Annotated in this window: 15 protein-coding genes and 1 riboswitch; of the genes, 12 read left to right on the top strand and 3 right to left on the bottom strand. The window is 62.9% G+C overall.

Annotated features, from left to right (window positions below):
- Nucleotides 1-42 precede the first annotated feature (42 nt).
- Genes bioB through bioD form a run of 4 tightly spaced genes read left to right on the top strand, consistent with a single transcriptional unit; the run spans nt 43 to nt 3,617 of the window.
- A complete protein-coding gene (gene bioB, locus MC269_RS12790; RefSeq protein WP_081136201.1) occupies nt 43-1,074 on the top strand; it encodes a biotin synthase BioB in 1,032 nt (343 codons plus the stop codon).
- On the top strand, nt 1,074-2,216 hold the full coding sequence (gene bioF, locus MC269_RS12785; protein WP_239952638.1) for an 8-amino-7-oxononanoate synthase: 1,143 nt from the start codon (nt 1,074-1,076) through the stop codon (nt 2,214-2,216). The genes bioB and bioF overlap by 1 nt, the downstream gene beginning before the upstream one ends.
- Nucleotides 2,197-2,952 (top strand): malonyl-ACP O-methyltransferase BioC, encoded by a 756-nt coding sequence (bioC, locus tag MC269_RS12780; RefSeq protein ID WP_239952637.1) that lies wholly within the window; start codon nt 2,197-2,199, stop codon nt 2,950-2,952. The genes bioF and bioC overlap by 20 nt, the downstream gene beginning before the upstream one ends.
- Nucleotides 2,949-3,617, top strand: coding sequence for a dethiobiotin synthase (gene bioD / locus MC269_RS12775; protein ID WP_239952636.1), 669 nt, complete (start codon nt 2,949-2,951; stop codon nt 3,615-3,617). Before bioC ends, bioD begins: the two co-directional genes overlap by 4 nt.
- Before the next feature lie 3 nt (nt 3,618-3,620).
- Here the strand turns inward: bioD and MC269_RS12770 are convergent, their stop codons facing one another.
- The gene (locus MC269_RS12770) at nt 3,621-4,343 is read right to left on the bottom strand and encodes an ABC transporter ATP-binding protein (protein ID WP_239952635.1); all 723 of its coding nucleotides are present in this window, start codon (nt 4,341-4,343) and stop codon (nt 3,621-3,623) included.
- A gap of 872 nt (nt 4,344-5,215) precedes the next feature.
- Here MC269_RS12770 and uvrB point away from each other — a divergent pair.
- Complete coding sequence (gene uvrB / locus MC269_RS12765; RefSeq protein ID WP_239952634.1) at nt 5,216-7,237, top strand: excinuclease ABC subunit UvrB; 2,022 nt, start codon at nt 5,216-5,218, stop codon at nt 7,235-7,237.
- A 4-nt stretch (nt 7,238-7,241) separates the two neighbouring features.
- Here uvrB and yvcK read toward each other — a convergent pair whose 3' ends face one another.
- On the bottom strand, nt 7,242-8,147 hold the full coding sequence (yvcK, locus tag MC269_RS12760; protein ID WP_239952633.1) for a uridine diphosphate-N-acetylglucosamine-binding protein YvcK: 906 nt from the start codon (nt 8,145-8,147) through the stop codon (nt 7,242-7,244).
- A gap of 176 nt (nt 8,148-8,323) precedes the next feature.
- A riboswitch (molybdenum cofactor riboswitch) is annotated at nt 8,324-8,460 on the top strand.
- Here yvcK and moaA point away from each other — a divergent pair.
- The 5 genes from moaA (at nt 8,450) to moaE (ending at nt 11,146) form a co-directional block, all read left to right on the top strand.
- Nucleotides 8,450-9,436 carry a GTP 3',8-cyclase MoaA gene (gene moaA, locus MC269_RS12755; RefSeq protein ID WP_081136183.1) on the top strand — a complete coding sequence of 329 codons (987 nt, stop codon included), beginning with the start codon at nt 8,450-8,452 and terminating at the stop codon, nt 9,434-9,436. Its footprint overlaps the riboswitch before it by 11 nt.
- A gap of 16 nt (nt 9,437-9,452) precedes the next feature.
- Nucleotides 9,453-9,968 carry a molybdenum cofactor biosynthesis protein B gene (moaB, locus tag MC269_RS12750; protein WP_081136180.1) on the top strand — a complete coding sequence of 172 codons (516 nt, stop codon included), beginning with the start codon at nt 9,453-9,455 and terminating at the stop codon, nt 9,966-9,968.
- A 3-nt stretch (nt 9,969-9,971) separates the two neighbouring features.
- The gene (gene moaC, locus MC269_RS12745) at nt 9,972-10,454 is read left to right on the top strand and encodes a cyclic pyranopterin monophosphate synthase MoaC (RefSeq protein ID WP_081136177.1); all 483 of its coding nucleotides are present in this window, start codon (nt 9,972-9,974) and stop codon (nt 10,452-10,454) included.
- Nucleotides 10,447-10,692, top strand: a complete 246-nt coding sequence (gene moaD / locus MC269_RS12740) for a molybdopterin synthase sulfur carrier subunit (protein ID WP_239952632.1) — start codon at nt 10,447-10,449, stop codon at nt 10,690-10,692. Before moaC ends, moaD begins: the two co-directional genes overlap by 8 nt.
- A 1-nt stretch (nt 10,693) precedes the next feature.
- Nucleotides 10,694-11,146: a molybdopterin synthase catalytic subunit MoaE gene (moaE, locus tag MC269_RS12735; RefSeq protein ID WP_239952631.1), complete on the top strand. Its 453-nt coding sequence runs from the start codon at nt 10,694-10,696 to the stop codon at nt 11,144-11,146.
- Here the strand turns inward: moaE and MC269_RS12730 are convergent.
- Nucleotides 11,143-11,928 carry an OBAP family protein gene (locus tag MC269_RS12730; RefSeq protein ID WP_239952630.1) on the bottom strand — a complete coding sequence of 262 codons (786 nt, stop codon included), beginning with the start codon at nt 11,926-11,928 and terminating at the stop codon, nt 11,143-11,145. The two genes, moaE and MC269_RS12730, sit on opposite strands and share 4 nt — an antisense overlap.
- A gap of 155 nt (nt 11,929-12,083) precedes the next feature.
- Between MC269_RS12730 and MC269_RS12725 the strand changes: the two genes are divergently transcribed.
- Complete coding sequence (locus MC269_RS12725; protein ID WP_371824342.1) at nt 12,084-13,172, top strand: DUF1615 domain-containing protein; 1,089 nt, start codon at nt 12,084-12,086, stop codon at nt 13,170-13,172.
- A 92-nt stretch (nt 13,173-13,264) separates the two neighbouring features.
- Complete coding sequence (locus MC269_RS12720) at nt 13,265-13,972, top strand: Bax inhibitor-1/YccA family protein (RefSeq protein ID WP_081136162.1); 708 nt, start codon at nt 13,265-13,267, stop codon at nt 13,970-13,972.
- The last annotated feature ends 6 nt before the right edge of the window (nt 13,973-13,978 follow it).

Genomic DNA, 13,978 nt, shown 5'->3' with positions numbered 1-13,978 from the left:
CATGTTAACCGTCGGGATGAACCCCTTTTTTTGGAGTAAGCAATGGCACAACACTGGACGCTGGCGCAGGCGCAGGCGCTGTTTGATAAACCTTTTCTCGAGTTGATGTTTGAGGCGCAGCAGGTTCACCGCCAGCATTTCGACCCGCGTCAGGTTCAGGTCAGCACCCTGCTGTCGATCAAAACCGGCGCCTGCCCGGAGGATTGTAAATACTGTCCGCAGAGCGCGCGCTATAAAACCGGGCTGGAGTCAGAGCGGCTGATGGAGGTGCAGGAGGTGCTGGCGTCGGCGCGCAAGGCGAAAGCGGCGGGTTCCAGCCGTTTCTGCATGGGCGCAGCGTGGAAAAACCCCCACGATCGCGATATGCCCTATCTTGAGCAGATGGTGCAGGGCGTGAAGGCGCTGGGGATGGAAACCTGCATGACGCTCGGCACCCTCAGCGACAACCAGGCGCAGCGTCTGGCGGGCGCGGGACTCGATTTTTACAACCATAACCTCGACACCTCGCCGGAGTTTTACGGCAGCATTATCACCACGCGATCTTACCAGGAGCGGCTGGATACGCTCGGCAAAGTGCGCGGCGCAGGGATCAAAGTCTGCTCGGGCGGCATCGTCGGGCTGGGCGAAACCGTCAGCGACCGCGCCGGGCTGCTGGTGCAGCTGGCGAACCTGCCGACCCCGCCGGAGAGCGTGCCGATCAACATGCTGGTGAAGGTGAAAGGCACGCCGCTGGCGGACAACGACGACGTCGAGCCGTTCGATTTTATCCGCACCATCGCCGTGGCGCGCATCATGATGCCGACCTCGCACGTGCGCCTGTCGGCGGGCCGCGAGCAGATGAGCGAGCAGACCCAGGCGATGTGCTTTATGGCGGGCGCCAACTCCATTTTCTACGGCTGCAAGCTGCTGACCACGCCGAACCCGGAAGAAGATAAGGACCTGCTGCTGTTCCGCAAGCTGGGCCTTAACCCGGAGCATAGCCACACCGCGCACGGCGACAACGAGCAGCAGCAGCAGCTAAGCGAGCAGCTGCTACACGCCGACAGCGAACAGTTCTACAACGCGGCGCTGTAATGAGCTTCCCGGCCCGAATGGCGCAGGCGCTGGAAGCGCGCCGCGCCGCTGCTGGCTGGCGTCAGCGCCGCCTCGTCACGCACAACGACACCCGCACGCTGGAGGTGGAGGGAAAGCGCTACCGTCACTTCTCCAGCAACGACTACCTCGGCCTGAGCCAGCATCCGGCGGTGATCGCCGGCTGGCGTCAGGGCGCGCCCGGCGCCGGCGCGTCGGGCCACGTCACCGGCTACAGCCGCTGCCACGCCGAGCTGGAATCGCAGCTCGGCGACTGGCTCGGCTATTCGCGCGCGCTGCTGTTTATCTCCGGCTTTGCCGCCAACCAGGCGGTGGTGCATCTGCTGGCGCAGAAACAGGATCGCCTGCTCGCCGACCGGCTGGCGCACGCCTCGCTGCTGGACGCGGCGAGCCATACGCCCGCCGAGCTGCGTCGCTTTCACCATAACGACGTCGACAGCCTGACGCAGCGGCTGGCGTCGCCGTGTGACGGCGAAACGCTGGTGATCACCGAGGGCATCTTCAGCATGGATGGCGACAGCGCGCCGCTGGCGGCGATCGCCGCGGCCACCAAGCGCGCCGACGGCTGGCTGCTGGTGGATGACGCTCACGGCATCGGCGTAGTGGGCAAGCAGGGGCGCGGCAGCTGCTGGCAGCAGGATGTCAGGCCCGATCTGCTGGTGGTGACCTTCGGTAAAGCCTTCGGCGTTAGCGGCGCGGCGCTGCTGTGCGACGACGCCACCGCCGACTATTTTCTGCAGTTTTCCCGTCATCTTATCTACTCCACGGCGATGCCGCCCGCGCAGGCGAGCGCGCTGCTGGCGGCGCTGGGCGAAATACAGCGCGGCGACGCGCTGCGTCAGCGGCTCCAGGACAATATTCAGCGCTTTCGCGCCGGCGCGGCGGGCCTGCCCTGGTCGCTGATGCCCTCTGCCAGCGCGATCCAGCCGCTGATCGTCGGCGATAATCACGCCGCGCTGGCGCTGTCGCAGCGGCTGGCGCAGGCGGGCTGCTGGGTCAGCGCCATCCGTCCGCCTACCGTGCCGCCCGGCACCGCGCGGCTGCGCATCACCCTGACCGCCGCGCACCGGCCGGACGATATCGACGCACTGCTGGAGGCGCTGCATGACGCTACCGGTGAATAAAGCCGCGGTGGCGCGCGCCTTTGGCCGCGCGGCGGGCCACTACGAACAGCACGCCGAGCTGCAGCGCCGCTGCGGCGACGCGCTGCTGGCGCTGGCGCCGCCCACAACGCGCGGCAATCTGCTGGACGCGGGCTGCGGCACCGGCTGGTACAGCCGCCTGTGGCGCGAGCGCGGGCAGCGCGTGGTGGCGCTCGACCTCTCGCCGCAGATGCTGCAACAGGCGCGCCGCCTCGACGCGGCCAGCCTCTATCTGGCGGGCGATATTGACGCGCTGCCGCTGGCGAGCGGGAGCGTCGATCGGGTGTGGAGCAACCTGGCGGTGCAGTGGAGCAGCGATCTGCGCACCGCGCTGCAGCAGTTTGCCCGCGTGCTGCGTCCCGACGGCGTGATGCTTTTTTCGACCTTGCTGGCCGGTTCGCTGCAGGAGGTGCACGACGCCTGGCGGCCGCTGGGCGGCGGCGAGCACGCCAACCGCTTTTTAACCGAGGCGCAGGTGCGCGCGGCGGGCGCCGGGCTGAATTTACGGTTTATTCCGCAGACCCAGGTGATGCATTTTCCCAGCGCCCTGAGCGCGATGCGCTCGCTAAAAGGGATCGGCGCCACCCATCTGCACCAGGGACGGGACGGCGCGCCCTTGACGCGGCGGCGGCTGGCGCAGCTTGAGGCGCTGTGGCCGTACGACGCGCAGGGCTACCGCCTGACCTATCAACTGCTTTTTGGAGTCACACAACGATGAAATGGTTTATTACCGGCACCGACACCGAGGTCGGCAAAACCGTGGCGAGCGGCGCGCTGCTGCAGGCGGCAAACGCGGCGGGCTATCGCACCGCGGGCTATAAGCCGGTCGCCTCCGGCAGTGAAGAGACGCCGGAGGGGGTGCGCAACAGCGACGCGCTGGCGCTGCAGCGCTACAGCAGCGTGGCGCTGCGCTATGAGCAGGTGAACCCGCTGGCGTTTATCGAACCGACCTCGCCGCATATCGTCAGCGCGGAAGAGGGCAGGCCGATAGCGTTCGAGGCGCTGTCGCAGGGGCTGCGCGCGCTGGAGGCAGAGGCGGAATGGGTGCTGGTAGAGGGCGCAGGCGGCTGGTATACGCCGCTGTCGGAGACGCAAACCTTCGCCGACTGGGTGACGCAGGAGCAGCTGCCGGTGATCCTGGTAGTCGGCGTTAAGCTAGGCTGTATCAACCACGCGATGCTCACCGCCGACGCAGTGCTGGCGCGCGGCCTGCGGCTGGCGGGCTGGATCGCCAACGATATCGAGCCGCCGGGCAAGCGCCATCAGGCCTATATGGCGACGCTAAAACAGCGTATTCCCGCGCCGTTTCTCGGCGAGATCCCCTGGCTGCCGGATGCGGCGGCGCAGGCAGCGTGCGGCCGCTTCCTGACGCTGCCGGTTTGACTCTCAGCTCACCGTCAGCCACTTGTCGACGGTGACGTCGTCGAGCTGCGCCACGCGCCCCTGCGCCACGTTGCGGCCGCGGTGCAGCAGCAGAAAATAGTCGGCGACGCGGCGGATCAGCGACACGCGCTGCTCCAGCAGCAGAATGGTGAGGCCGTAATCGAGATTGAGGCGGCGGATCAGGTTGCCCATCTCCTCTTCCAGCCAGGGCGACATGCCGTCGGTTGGCTCGTCGAGGATCAGCAGCCTGGGACGCAGCACCAGCGCGCGCGCCAGCGCCAGCTGCTGCTGCTGGTCGACCGGCAGCTCGCCGCTGCGCTGCTGCCGCAGCGAATAGAGCGCGGGGAACAGGTCAAACACCATCTCAGGGATAACGTGCGATTTGTCCCCCTGGCCGCTGCCCGCCAGCAGGGCGATCAGCAGGTTATCCTCTACGCTCATCTGCGAAAAAATATGCCGCCCCTGCGGCACATAGCCGATGCCCATGCGCGCGCGCTGTTCGGCGGGCTGCAGCAGCAGATCGCGCGGCGGCGAGCCATCTTCCTGCCAGGTCATCGAGCCGCTGTTGATCGGCAGACGGCCCATAATACAGTTCACCAGCGTGGTTTTGCCCATGCCTGGGCGACCCAGCACGCCGGTACAGGTGCCGGGCGGCAGGTCGAGATCCACATCCCACAGGATATGGTTCTGCCCGTAAAACTGATTCACCGAACGTAAACTCAGCATCTGACTCTCCTCTTTCCAGATTTCGCCTGAATGCTTCCGCGCTTTGACGTATGGCAAACAAGTCTTCCACGGCGGCGCGCTCGCCCCGACATTTTCTCGCGGAAATACCCTGCAATTAGCGGGCCAGAATCGCCTTTCACTTAAACCGGCGCGGGCAGGCACGATTTACCGGTTATTGGTAAATGGTGCTTAACAATTGCCAGGGTTAATCAGGGCGCTGCACTTTCACGGTGCTAATGACTTAACGTTTCTGGTGCATTAGAGCAACAAACGGGCAGCCTGTTGAATTATGTCCTCTCTTGCAGGCGGAGGCGGCTGAGCAAAAAGCAGGCGGCAGGCTGAAAAAGCATAGCGGAGGTCGCCGTTTCTGGCAGGAATTTAAGCGGAAAAAATTTTTTTTCACGCGTGTGGCTTAACAACAAAAAATTATGCACAGCCGATGGGCAAAGGGCTGTGCTTAGTTATCCACTATTCCTGTGGATAACCTTGTGCATTAGACCGTGAAAACAGAGCGCAAGCGAGGAAATACGCGGCCTGGTTACATAATGCTGAGAAACTGGGCTTTTGACATAATTTTTTTAAAAACAACGAGTTATTAAAAAACAAGCCTGAGAATTATCCGCTGCGTAACCTGACTGAAATTTAATGACGCTCTCTTGACAAATGTTATAAATCCGCTCCGGCTGGGGATAACCTTGCGCAACGGCAAAAACCTTTTCTCCTGGTTACACCGGCTTAAGCGCGGCGCGGCCTGCGCACCTCACTTTGCCCGCTTACTGGTGGTTTATCCAGTATTATTTTCTGGCAAAATCGCCACGGCAGAGTAAAATGACTCGGCTACCCGCCGCATTCTTCAGCAGGAACCGCAAGTCATGAGTAAAGTCTTTAAACTAAATTCCGCCTTCCAGCCCTCCGGCGACCAGCCAGAGGCGATTCGTCGCCTCAAAGAGGGGCTGGAGGATGGTCTTGCCCATCAGACGCTGCTCGGCGTGACCGGCTCCGGCAAGACCTTTACCGTCGCCAACGTGATCGCCGATCTCAACCGGCCGGCGATGGTGCTGGCGCCCAACAAAACCCTGGCGGCGCAGCTCTATGGTGAGATGAAAGAGTTCTTCCCCGATAATGCGGTGGAGTTCTTCGTCTCCTATTACGACTACTATCAGCCGGAAGCCTATGTGCCCAGCTCCGACACCTTTATCGAAAAAGACGCCTCGGTAAACGAACATATCGAGCAGATGCGTCTGTCGGCCACCAAAGCGCTGCTGGAGCGCCGCGACGTTATCGTGGTGGCGTCGGTCTCTGCTATCTACGGCCTGGGCGACCCCGATCTCTATCTGAAAATGATGCTGCACCTGACGCGCGGCATGATTATCGACCAGCGCAGCATTCTGCGCCGTCTGGCGGAGCTGCAGTATGCGCGCAACGATCAGGCGTTTCAGCGCGGCACCTTCCGCGTGCGCGGCGAAGTGATCGATATTTTCCCGGCGGAGTCGGAAGATACCGCGCTGCGCGTCGAGCTGTTCGACGAAGAGGTCGAGCGGCTGTCGCTGTTCGACCCGCTGACCGGGCAAATCCTCTCTACCGTGCCGCGCTTTACCATCTATCCGAAAACCCACTACGTGACGCCGCGCGAACGTATTCTGCAGGCGATGGAAGATATCAAAGTCGAGCTGGCGGATCGCCGTCGCGTGCTGCTGGAGAACAATAAGCTGCTGGAAGAGCAGCGCCTGACGCAGCGCACCCAGTTCGATCTGGAGATGATGAACGAGCTGGGCTACTGCTCAGGCATCGAAAACTACTCGCGCTACCTCTCCGGGCGCGGGCCGGGCCAGCCGCCGCCGACGCTGTTCGACTACCTGCCCGCCGACGGGCTGCTGATCGTCGATGAATCGCACGTCACCATTCCGCAGATCGGCGGTATGTATAAAGGCGACCGCGCGCGCAAAGAGACGCTGGTGGAGTATGGCTTTCGCCTGCCTTCGGCCCTCGACAACCGTCCGATGAAATTCGAAGAGTTCGAGGCGCTGGCGCCGCAGACCATCTACGTTTCGGCGACGCCAGGCAACTACGAGCTGGAGAAATCGGGCGGCGAGGTGATCGATCAGGTGGTGCGCCCGACCGGCCTGCTCGATCCGCTGCTGGAGGTGCGTCCGGTGGCGACCCAGGTGGACGATCTGCTGTCGGAGATCCGCAAGCGCGTCGCCATCAACGAGCGCGTGCTGGTCACGACGCTCACCAAGCGCATGGCGGAAGATCTCACCGAATATCTCGAAGAGCACGGCGAGAAGGTGCGCTATCTCCACTCTGATATCGATACCGTCGAGCGTATGGAGATCATTCGCGATCTGCGTCTCGGCGAGTTTGACGTGCTGGTGGGGATCAACCTGCTGCGCGAAGGGTTAGATATGCCGGAAGTGTCGCTGGTGGCGATCCTCGACGCGGACAAAGAGGGCTTCCTGCGTTCTGAACGCTCGCTGATCCAGACCATCGGCCGCGCCGCGCGTAACGTCAACGGCAAGGCGATCCTCTACGCCGACAAGATCACCAACTCGATGGCGCGCGCCATCGAAGAGACCGAGCGTCGTCGCGAGAAGCAGCAGAAGTACAACGAGGAAAGGGGCATTGTGCCGCAGGGGCTCAACAAGAAGATCACCGATATCCTCGAGCTGGGTCAGAACGTTATCAAGACGCGCGGCAAGGCCAAAGCCAGCAGCCGCAGCGCCGCCGAGGCGGACGCCAGCTATCTGGCACTGACGCCGCAGGCGCTGCAGAAGAAGATCCACGAGCTGGAGACAGAGATGCAGCAGCACGCGCAAAACCTGGAGTTCGAAGAGGCGGCGAACGTGCGCGACAAGCTGCATCAGCTGCGCGAACTCTTTATCGCCGCCTCCTAGCGGCTTAGCTAAAGCGCTGGATGGCGTGCTCCAGCGCCACGCGCAGCAGCTGGCGGTCGTGACGATAGGGGATATCGGCGGCCTCCAGCGGTTCGCGCACGATCAGGCGATCTTCCATGCCAGCCGTGTCGGCGGAGGGGCTGACCACCACCGCGTCAACCACCCGCTTGCCGATATATTTCTCCATCATCGCCAGCTTATCCGCCACCGTCAGGCTGGCGGCGGCTGGACTCAGCTCGCGCCCCAGATTGCCGATAAACACCATGGTGGCAGGGGTGCGGCGCAGCGCGCGCGCCATCTCTTCCATCAGCAGGCTCGGCATCAGGCTGGTGTAGAAGCTGCCGGGGCCGATAAGGATCAGATCCGCTTCGGCGATCGCCTCCAGCGCTTCGCGCGTTGGCGCGACGTTGGGGTGCAGCATCAGCTCCTGCGGCGGCTGCTGCATGGCGTCGATGGCGGTTTCGCCGTAAACCATATTGCCTTCGCTGTCTAACGCCACCAGGTCCACCGGCTGCTCCGACATCGGGATCAAAAAGGCGTCGACCTTGAGCAGGTTGCGGATGATGTTTATCGCTTCCAGCGGGCGCACGCTCAGGTGATCCAGCGCCTTCAGCATCAGGTTGCCCAGGTTATGCCCGGCGAGTTCGCCGTTGCCGGCGAAGCGATACTCAAACATCGCCGAGGCGACGCTCGGCTCGGTGATCAGCTGATTAAGACAGTTGCGCATATCGCCCCAGGCGATGCCGCCCTCTGAGCGACGAATGCGTCCGGTAGAGCCGCCGTTGTCGGTGGTGGTGACGATGCCGGTCAGGCGCGAACCCAGCGGCGACAGCGCGGACATCACGCGTCCCAGGCCGTGTCCGCCGCCCAGCGCCACCACGCGATCGAGATCTGACAAAGTTCGGTTCATAGTTCCTCTTTACGCCCGCAGCCGACACGTCGTACCGGCGCTTTTTTAGCGGGCTATTTTAACCCTACTGCCGCGAAAATGCGGCGAAAATACGTTATGTATCAATATATATAGCGCACGTAGTGGATGGCAGAGCGGCAAAAATCGCGCTACCATTTGCCAACCCTGTCGTCCATGTGGATGACATACACTCAAAGCCTGAATGCCTAAGTCAAACGATAGGGGGTTCAGGCCGCAGCCGACGCGCTGCCAGGGTGCAGAAAGAAATGCCTGCATCTCCCGTACTTGGAAAAGGTGTTCTGGTGTCACAATTTACTGATGCATTTGCACGTCGGTTTTACTACCTGCGTCTCTCGGTGACGGATGTCTGTAACTTCCGCTGCACCTACTGCCTGCCCGACGGCTATAAACCGCAGGGCGTGCGCAACAAAAGCTTTCTCTCGCTCGATGAGATCCGACGCGTCACGCGCGCCTTCGCCGCGGCCGGCACCGAAAAGGTGCGTCTGACCGGCGGCGAGCCGTCGCTGCGTCGCGATTTTACCGACATTATCGCCGCCGTGCGGGAAAACCGCGCCATTCGCCAGATCGCCGTCACCACTAACGGCTATCGGCTGGCGCGCGACGTCGCCGCCTGGCGCGACGCCGGACTGACCGCGCTGAACGTCAGCGTAGACAGCCTCGACGCGCGCCAGTTCCACGCCATCACCGGTCAGGACAAATTCCATCAGGTGATGGCGGGCATCGACGCCGCCTTTGACGCCGGTTTCCAGCAGGTCAAAGTCAACAGCGTGCTGATGCGCGACCTCAACAGCCGCAGCCTGCATACCTTCCTGGAGTGGATCCGCACCCGCCCGATCCAGCTGCGTTTTATCGAGCTGATGGAGACGGGCGAGGGCGGCGCGCTGTTCCGCGATCAGCACGTTTCTGGCGCGGTGATCCGCGACCAGCTGGTGGCGCAGGGCTGGCAGCGCCGCGAACGCGGCCGCAGCGACGGCCCGGCGCAGGTATTCTGGCATCCTGACTATGTCGGCGAGATCGGCCTGATTATGCCCTATTCGCGCGACTTCTGCGCCAGCTGCAACCGTCTGCGCGTCTCGGCGCACGGCAATCTGCATCTCTGTCTGTTCGGCGACAGCGGCGTGTCGCTGCGCGATCTGCTGGTTTCCGACGATCAGCAGGCGGAGCTGCAGGCGCGCATCGCCCACAGCCTGGGTGAGAAGAAGCAGACGCACTTCCTGCACCAGGGCAATACCGGCATCACGCAGAACCTTTCCTTTATCGGCGGATAATCTCAGGAGCGAGACAATGGGCAAATCTACGGGTGAATTTATTCCGGTCAACCTGGCGGTGCTGACCGTCTCTGACCGACGCGACGCCAGCAGCGACACCTCTGGCGACTACCTGCGCGCCGCAGCGCACGAAGCCGGTCATGTGGTGGTGGATCACGCCATTGTCGGTGAAGATCGCTACCGCATTCGCGCCATCGTGTCGCGCTGGATCGCCAGCCTGGATGTGCAGGTGGTGGTGATCAACGGCGGCACGGGATTCAACGCGAAGAACATCACGCCAGAGGCGATTGAGCCGCTGTTCGATCGCAAAATAGAGGGTTTCGGCGAGCTGTTCCGTATGTTCTCCTGGGAGGATATCGGCGGCTCGACGCTGCAGTCGCGCGCCGTCGCCGGCATCGCCAACGGCACGCTGATCTTCGCCGTGCCGGGATCGACCAGCGCCTGCGAGAGCGCCTGGGAGCGCATTATCGCCGACCAGATCGACGCCCGCACCGGCCCCTGTAATTTCGTTTCACACTTAAAGAAGCTGTAAGCCATGCAACTGACCCATATTAACGCCGCGGGCGAAGCCCATATGGTCGACGTCTCGGCCAAAGCGGAAACGGTGCGCGAGGCGCGCGCGGAAGCGCTGGTGCTGATGGCCGCCGACACGCTGCAGATGATCGTCGACGGCAGCCACCACAAAGGCGACGTCTTCGCCACCGCGCGCATCGCTGGCATTCAGGCTGCCAAGCGCACCTGGGAGCTGATCCCGCTCTGCCATCCGCTGATGCTGAGCAAGGTCGAAGTCAACCTGGTCGCCGAGCCGGAACATCAGCGCGTGCGCATCACCTCGCTCTGCCGCCTGAGCGGCAAAACCGGCGTCGAGATGGAGGCGCTGACCGCCGCCTCGGTGGCGGCCCTGACCATCTACGACATGTGTAAAGCGGTGCAGAAAGATATCGTTATCGACCAGCTGCGTCTGCTGAGCAAAAGCGGCGGCAAGTCCGGCGATTTCCAGGCGGTGACCCATGATTAACGTGCTGTTTTTCGCCCAGGTGCGCGAGCTGGTAGGCACCAGCGCGCTGCAGATGCCCGAGACTTTCCCCGACGTGGCGACGCTGCGCGACGCGCTGGCGCAAAAAGGCGACCGCTGGGCGCTGGCGCTCGATTCCGGCAAGCTGCTGGCCGCCGTAAACCAGACGCTGGTGCCGATGTCGCATCCGCTGCAGGCGGGCGATGAAGTGGCCTTTTTCCCGCCGGTGACGGGAGGCTGAGATGGCAACGCAGATCCGCGTCGGCGCAGCGCCGTTCAGCATGGCCGACGAGTACGCCTGGCTCTCTACCTCCGACGCCGACGGCGCGGTGGTGACCTTTACCGGAAAAGTGCGCAATCACAACCTTGGCGACAGCGTCGCCGCGCTGACGCTCGAACACTATCCGGGCATGACGGAAAAGGCGCTGCAGGAGATTGTCGACGAGGCGCGCAGCCGCTGGCCGCTCCAGCGCGTCAGCGTGATCCACCGCATCGGCGAGCTGTTTCCCGGCGATGAGATCGTGTTTGTTGGCGTCACCAGCGCGCACCGCGGCAGCGCCTTCGCCGCCGCGGAGTTCATTATGGACTACCTGAAAACCCGCGCCCCGTTCTGGAAGCGCGAGGCCACCGAACAGGGCGATCGCTGGGTCGACGCCCGCGACAGCGACCATCAGGCCGCGCAGCGCTGGGATTAGGGCTTACTGAGCTGCTCCGCCGGGCCAAAATGGGTATGGCCGTGCGCATGCTCGCCGCCGCCAGAGACGCGTTTAAGCTGGATCACCTCGCCGCGCTGCCAGGCGTTGGCGCCCGGCAGCACCGGCTGCGTGACGATATCGGCGCGCGACGCCCGCACCTTGCGGCTGTCGATATCAAAGCGCTTGTCGCGATCGGCCAGCAGGCGGTTATCGAGCTGACCGTCGGCGGTAAAGCCCATCATCAGCGCCGGAATGCCGATCGGCAGCGTTTTATCGCGATCGGTGTGCCAGGTGTGCCAGGTTTTGCCGTAAGTGTTGGCAATGCGCGCCATCAGCGCATGATCCGCCGCCTGCGGCAGGCCCGGCGCGATCAGGGTGCCTGACTTCACCTCATATTCGTGGCTGTGCCACAGCTTTTTCTCCTCCGGCGGCAGCGTCTGATAGAGCCGCGCGCTGATAATGTACTCCACGCCCATCAGCCGCGCGTCTTTGGTATTGCCGTCGTAAATCACCGCCTGCATCACGTCATCGTTCAGCACCGTCACATAGTGGTGCGCCTCCATCTGGCCGTTCTGGTCACCGTTGTAGAAGTGAAAGCCGTCAAGGTAGGTGTTGATCGCCTCAATAGGCGGCCGCGACTGCAGCAGGTCGGCGCCGGTGGCGAGCGCTTTCATTTTGGCCGAGGTGGGCGCGCCGGGCGAGGCGACCTGCGCCGGCGTGTTGTTGGCGCCGCAGCCGCTGAGCAGGAGCGCCACTGCGGCGCCGATCCAGAGTTTTTGCATAACTATGTCCTTTTACGCGAGAAAAAGGGAGTCTGGCTGATAAACGCCGATTCGCAAGCGCGACGGCAAGGCGGGAATTTACGCCCTGTCTGATGGTTTGTCGGCGCGTCAGTGCTAAGGTAAGGGTTTGTTTTCCTGCAGGGAGCGCTCTCTCAGTGTCATTTTCGCTTAAACGTTTCTCGCTGCTCGCCGCGCTGGTGCTGGCGGGCTGTAGCACCAAAAAAACGCCCGAGGCGCCGGCGCGCCAGCCGGCCGACGTCAAGGCGCAGATCCAGCGTCTGCTGCCCGCCCACGTCAGCGACAAGCCGGGCTGGGCCACCGATATCTACACCGCGTTCCGCACCCAGCAGCTCGACCCCAGCGTCAGCAACCTGTGCGCCGCTATCGCCGTGGCGGATCAGGAGTCGAACTTCAGCGCCGAGGCGGCGGTGCCCGGCCTGCCGAAAATCGCCTGGGGCGAAATCGATCGCCGTGCGGCGAAGGTGCATGTGCCGGCGTTTGTGGTGCGCACCGCGCTGATGATTAAATCCTCAAACGGCGAAAGTTATGCGGCGCGGCTCGATAAGGTGCGTAGCGAAAAAGAGCTGAGCGCGATTTTCGACGATTTTATCGATATGGTGCCGATGGGGCAGACGCTGTTCGGCAACCTCAATCCGATTCACACCGGCGGCCCGATGCAGGTCAGCATCAGCTTCGCCGAAGCGCACGCCAAAGGCTATCCCTGGCCGATCGACGGCTCTATCCGCCGCGAGGTCTTTACCCGTCACGGCGGCATGTACTTCGGCATTATGCATCTGCTGGGCTACCCGGCGGACTACAGTAAACCGATCTACCGCTTCGCCGACTTTAACGCCGGCTGGTACGCCAGCCGCAACGCCGCGTTCCAGGCGGCGGTGGCGCGCGCTACCGGCATGAAGCTGGCGCTGGACGGCGATCTGATCCTCTATGGGTCGGACAAGGCGGGCGCGACGGAGCTGGCGGTGCGCACGCTGGCCAAGCAGATCGACATGAGCGACAGCGCCATCCGCCGCGACCTGGAGAAAGGGGAGCAGGCGAGCTTTAGCGACAGCACGCTGTGGAAGCAGGTCTTCGCGCTGGCGGATAAGATGGCCGGGCGGCCGCTGCCGCGCGAGATGCTGCCGGGCATCAAGCTGGAGAGCCCGAAAATCACCCGTAATCTCACCACGGCCTGGTTCGCCCAGCGCGTCGACAGCCGTTATCAGAGCTGCCTGTCGCGCCGCTGAGTGCGGCATTGTGGCGCAGTTAAGGCGTGCTGTGCCACACTTAAGCCTGTCCGTCGGTTTTCCGACGCCTTTTCACCAACATGAGGTGCATCATGGACCGATATCCACGCAATGACTCGCTCGTGCAGCCCGCCGCCACCGGCCTGCAGACTTTTATGGCCCAGGTTTACGGCTGGATGACCTGCGGCCTGCTGCTGACCGCCTTTGTCTCCTGGTATGCGGCCGGCAACGAGCGCATTATGTTCTTCATTTTCTCTAACCGGATGACCTTCTTCGGCCTGATTATCGCCCAGCTGGCGGTGGTGTTCGTGCTCTCGGGCATGGTGCATCGCCTGAGCGGCGCGCTGGCGACCGGACTGTTTATGCTCTATTCGGTGCTCACCGGGCTGACGATGGCCAGCATCTTCCTCGCCTACACCTACACCTCTATCGCCAGCACCTTCTTTGTGACGGCGGGAATGTTCGGCGCCATGAGCTTCTACGGCTACACCACCAAACGCGACCTGAGCCGCTTCGGCAGTCTGCTGTTTATGGCGCTAATCGGTATTGTGCTGGCGTCGCTGGTGAACTTCTGGCTGAAAAGCCCGGCGCTGATGTGGGCGATTACCTATATCGGCGTGGTGGTGTTTGTGGGTCTGACTGCCTATGACACCCAGCAGCTGCGCCAGATGGGCGAGCAGATCGACGTGCGCGACCGCGAATCGCTGCGCCGCTACTCCATCATGGGCGCGCTGAAGCTCTACCTCGACTTTATCAACCTGTTCCTGATGCTGCTGCGCATCTTCGGCAACCGCCGTTAACGAGAG

This window comes from Pantoea sp. Z09 (assembly GCF_022394795.1).
In the GTDB taxonomy this organism is placed as follows: Bacteria; Pseudomonadota; Gammaproteobacteria; order Enterobacterales; family Enterobacteriaceae; genus Pantoea; species Pantoea latae.
The sequence above is the reverse complement of the archived record's forward strand: the minus strand, read 5'-3'. Positions and strand labels throughout refer to the sequence as shown.

Excerpts from the sequence above, each read along its gene's own strand:
- bioD (WP_239952636.1), top strand. The coding sequence starts at position 2,949 with ATGAAATGGTTTATTACCGGCACCGACACCGAGGTCGGCAAAACCGTG.
- moaD (WP_239952632.1), top strand. The coding sequence starts at position 10,447 with ATGATTAACGTGCTGTTTTTCGCCCAGGTGCGCGAGCTGGTAGGCACC.
- moaE (WP_239952631.1), top strand. The coding sequence starts at position 10,694 with ATGGCAACGCAGATCCGCGTCGGCGCAGCGCCGTTCAGCATGGCCGAC.
- moaB (WP_081136180.1), top strand. The coding sequence starts at position 9,453 with ATGGGCAAATCTACGGGTGAATTTATTCCGGTCAACCTGGCGGTGCTG.
- moaC (WP_081136177.1), top strand. The coding sequence starts at position 9,972 with ATGCAACTGACCCATATTAACGCCGCGGGCGAAGCCCATATGGTCGAC.
- MC269_RS12770 (WP_239952635.1), bottom strand. The coding sequence starts at position 4,343 with ATGCTGAGTTTACGTTCGGTGAATCAGTTTTACGGGCAGAACCATATC.
- yvcK (WP_239952633.1), bottom strand. The coding sequence starts at position 8,147 with ATGAACCGAACTTTGTCAGATCTCGATCGCGTGGTGGCGCTGGGCGGC.
- bioB (WP_081136201.1), top strand. The coding sequence starts at position 43 with ATGGCACAACACTGGACGCTGGCGCAGGCGCAGGCGCTGTTTGATAAA.
- MC269_RS12720 (WP_081136162.1), top strand. The coding sequence starts at position 13,265 with ATGGACCGATATCCACGCAATGACTCGCTCGTGCAGCCCGCCGCCACC.
- uvrB (WP_239952634.1), top strand. The coding sequence starts at position 5,216 with ATGAGTAAAGTCTTTAAACTAAATTCCGCCTTCCAGCCCTCCGGCGAC.
- MC269_RS12730 (WP_239952630.1), bottom strand. The coding sequence starts at position 11,928 with ATGCAAAAACTCTGGATCGGCGCCGCAGTGGCGCTCCTGCTCAGCGGC.
- bioC (WP_239952637.1), top strand. The coding sequence starts at position 2,197 with ATGACGCTACCGGTGAATAAAGCCGCGGTGGCGCGCGCCTTTGGCCGC.
- bioF (WP_239952638.1), top strand. The coding sequence starts at position 1,074 with ATGAGCTTCCCGGCCCGAATGGCGCAGGCGCTGGAAGCGCGCCGCGCC.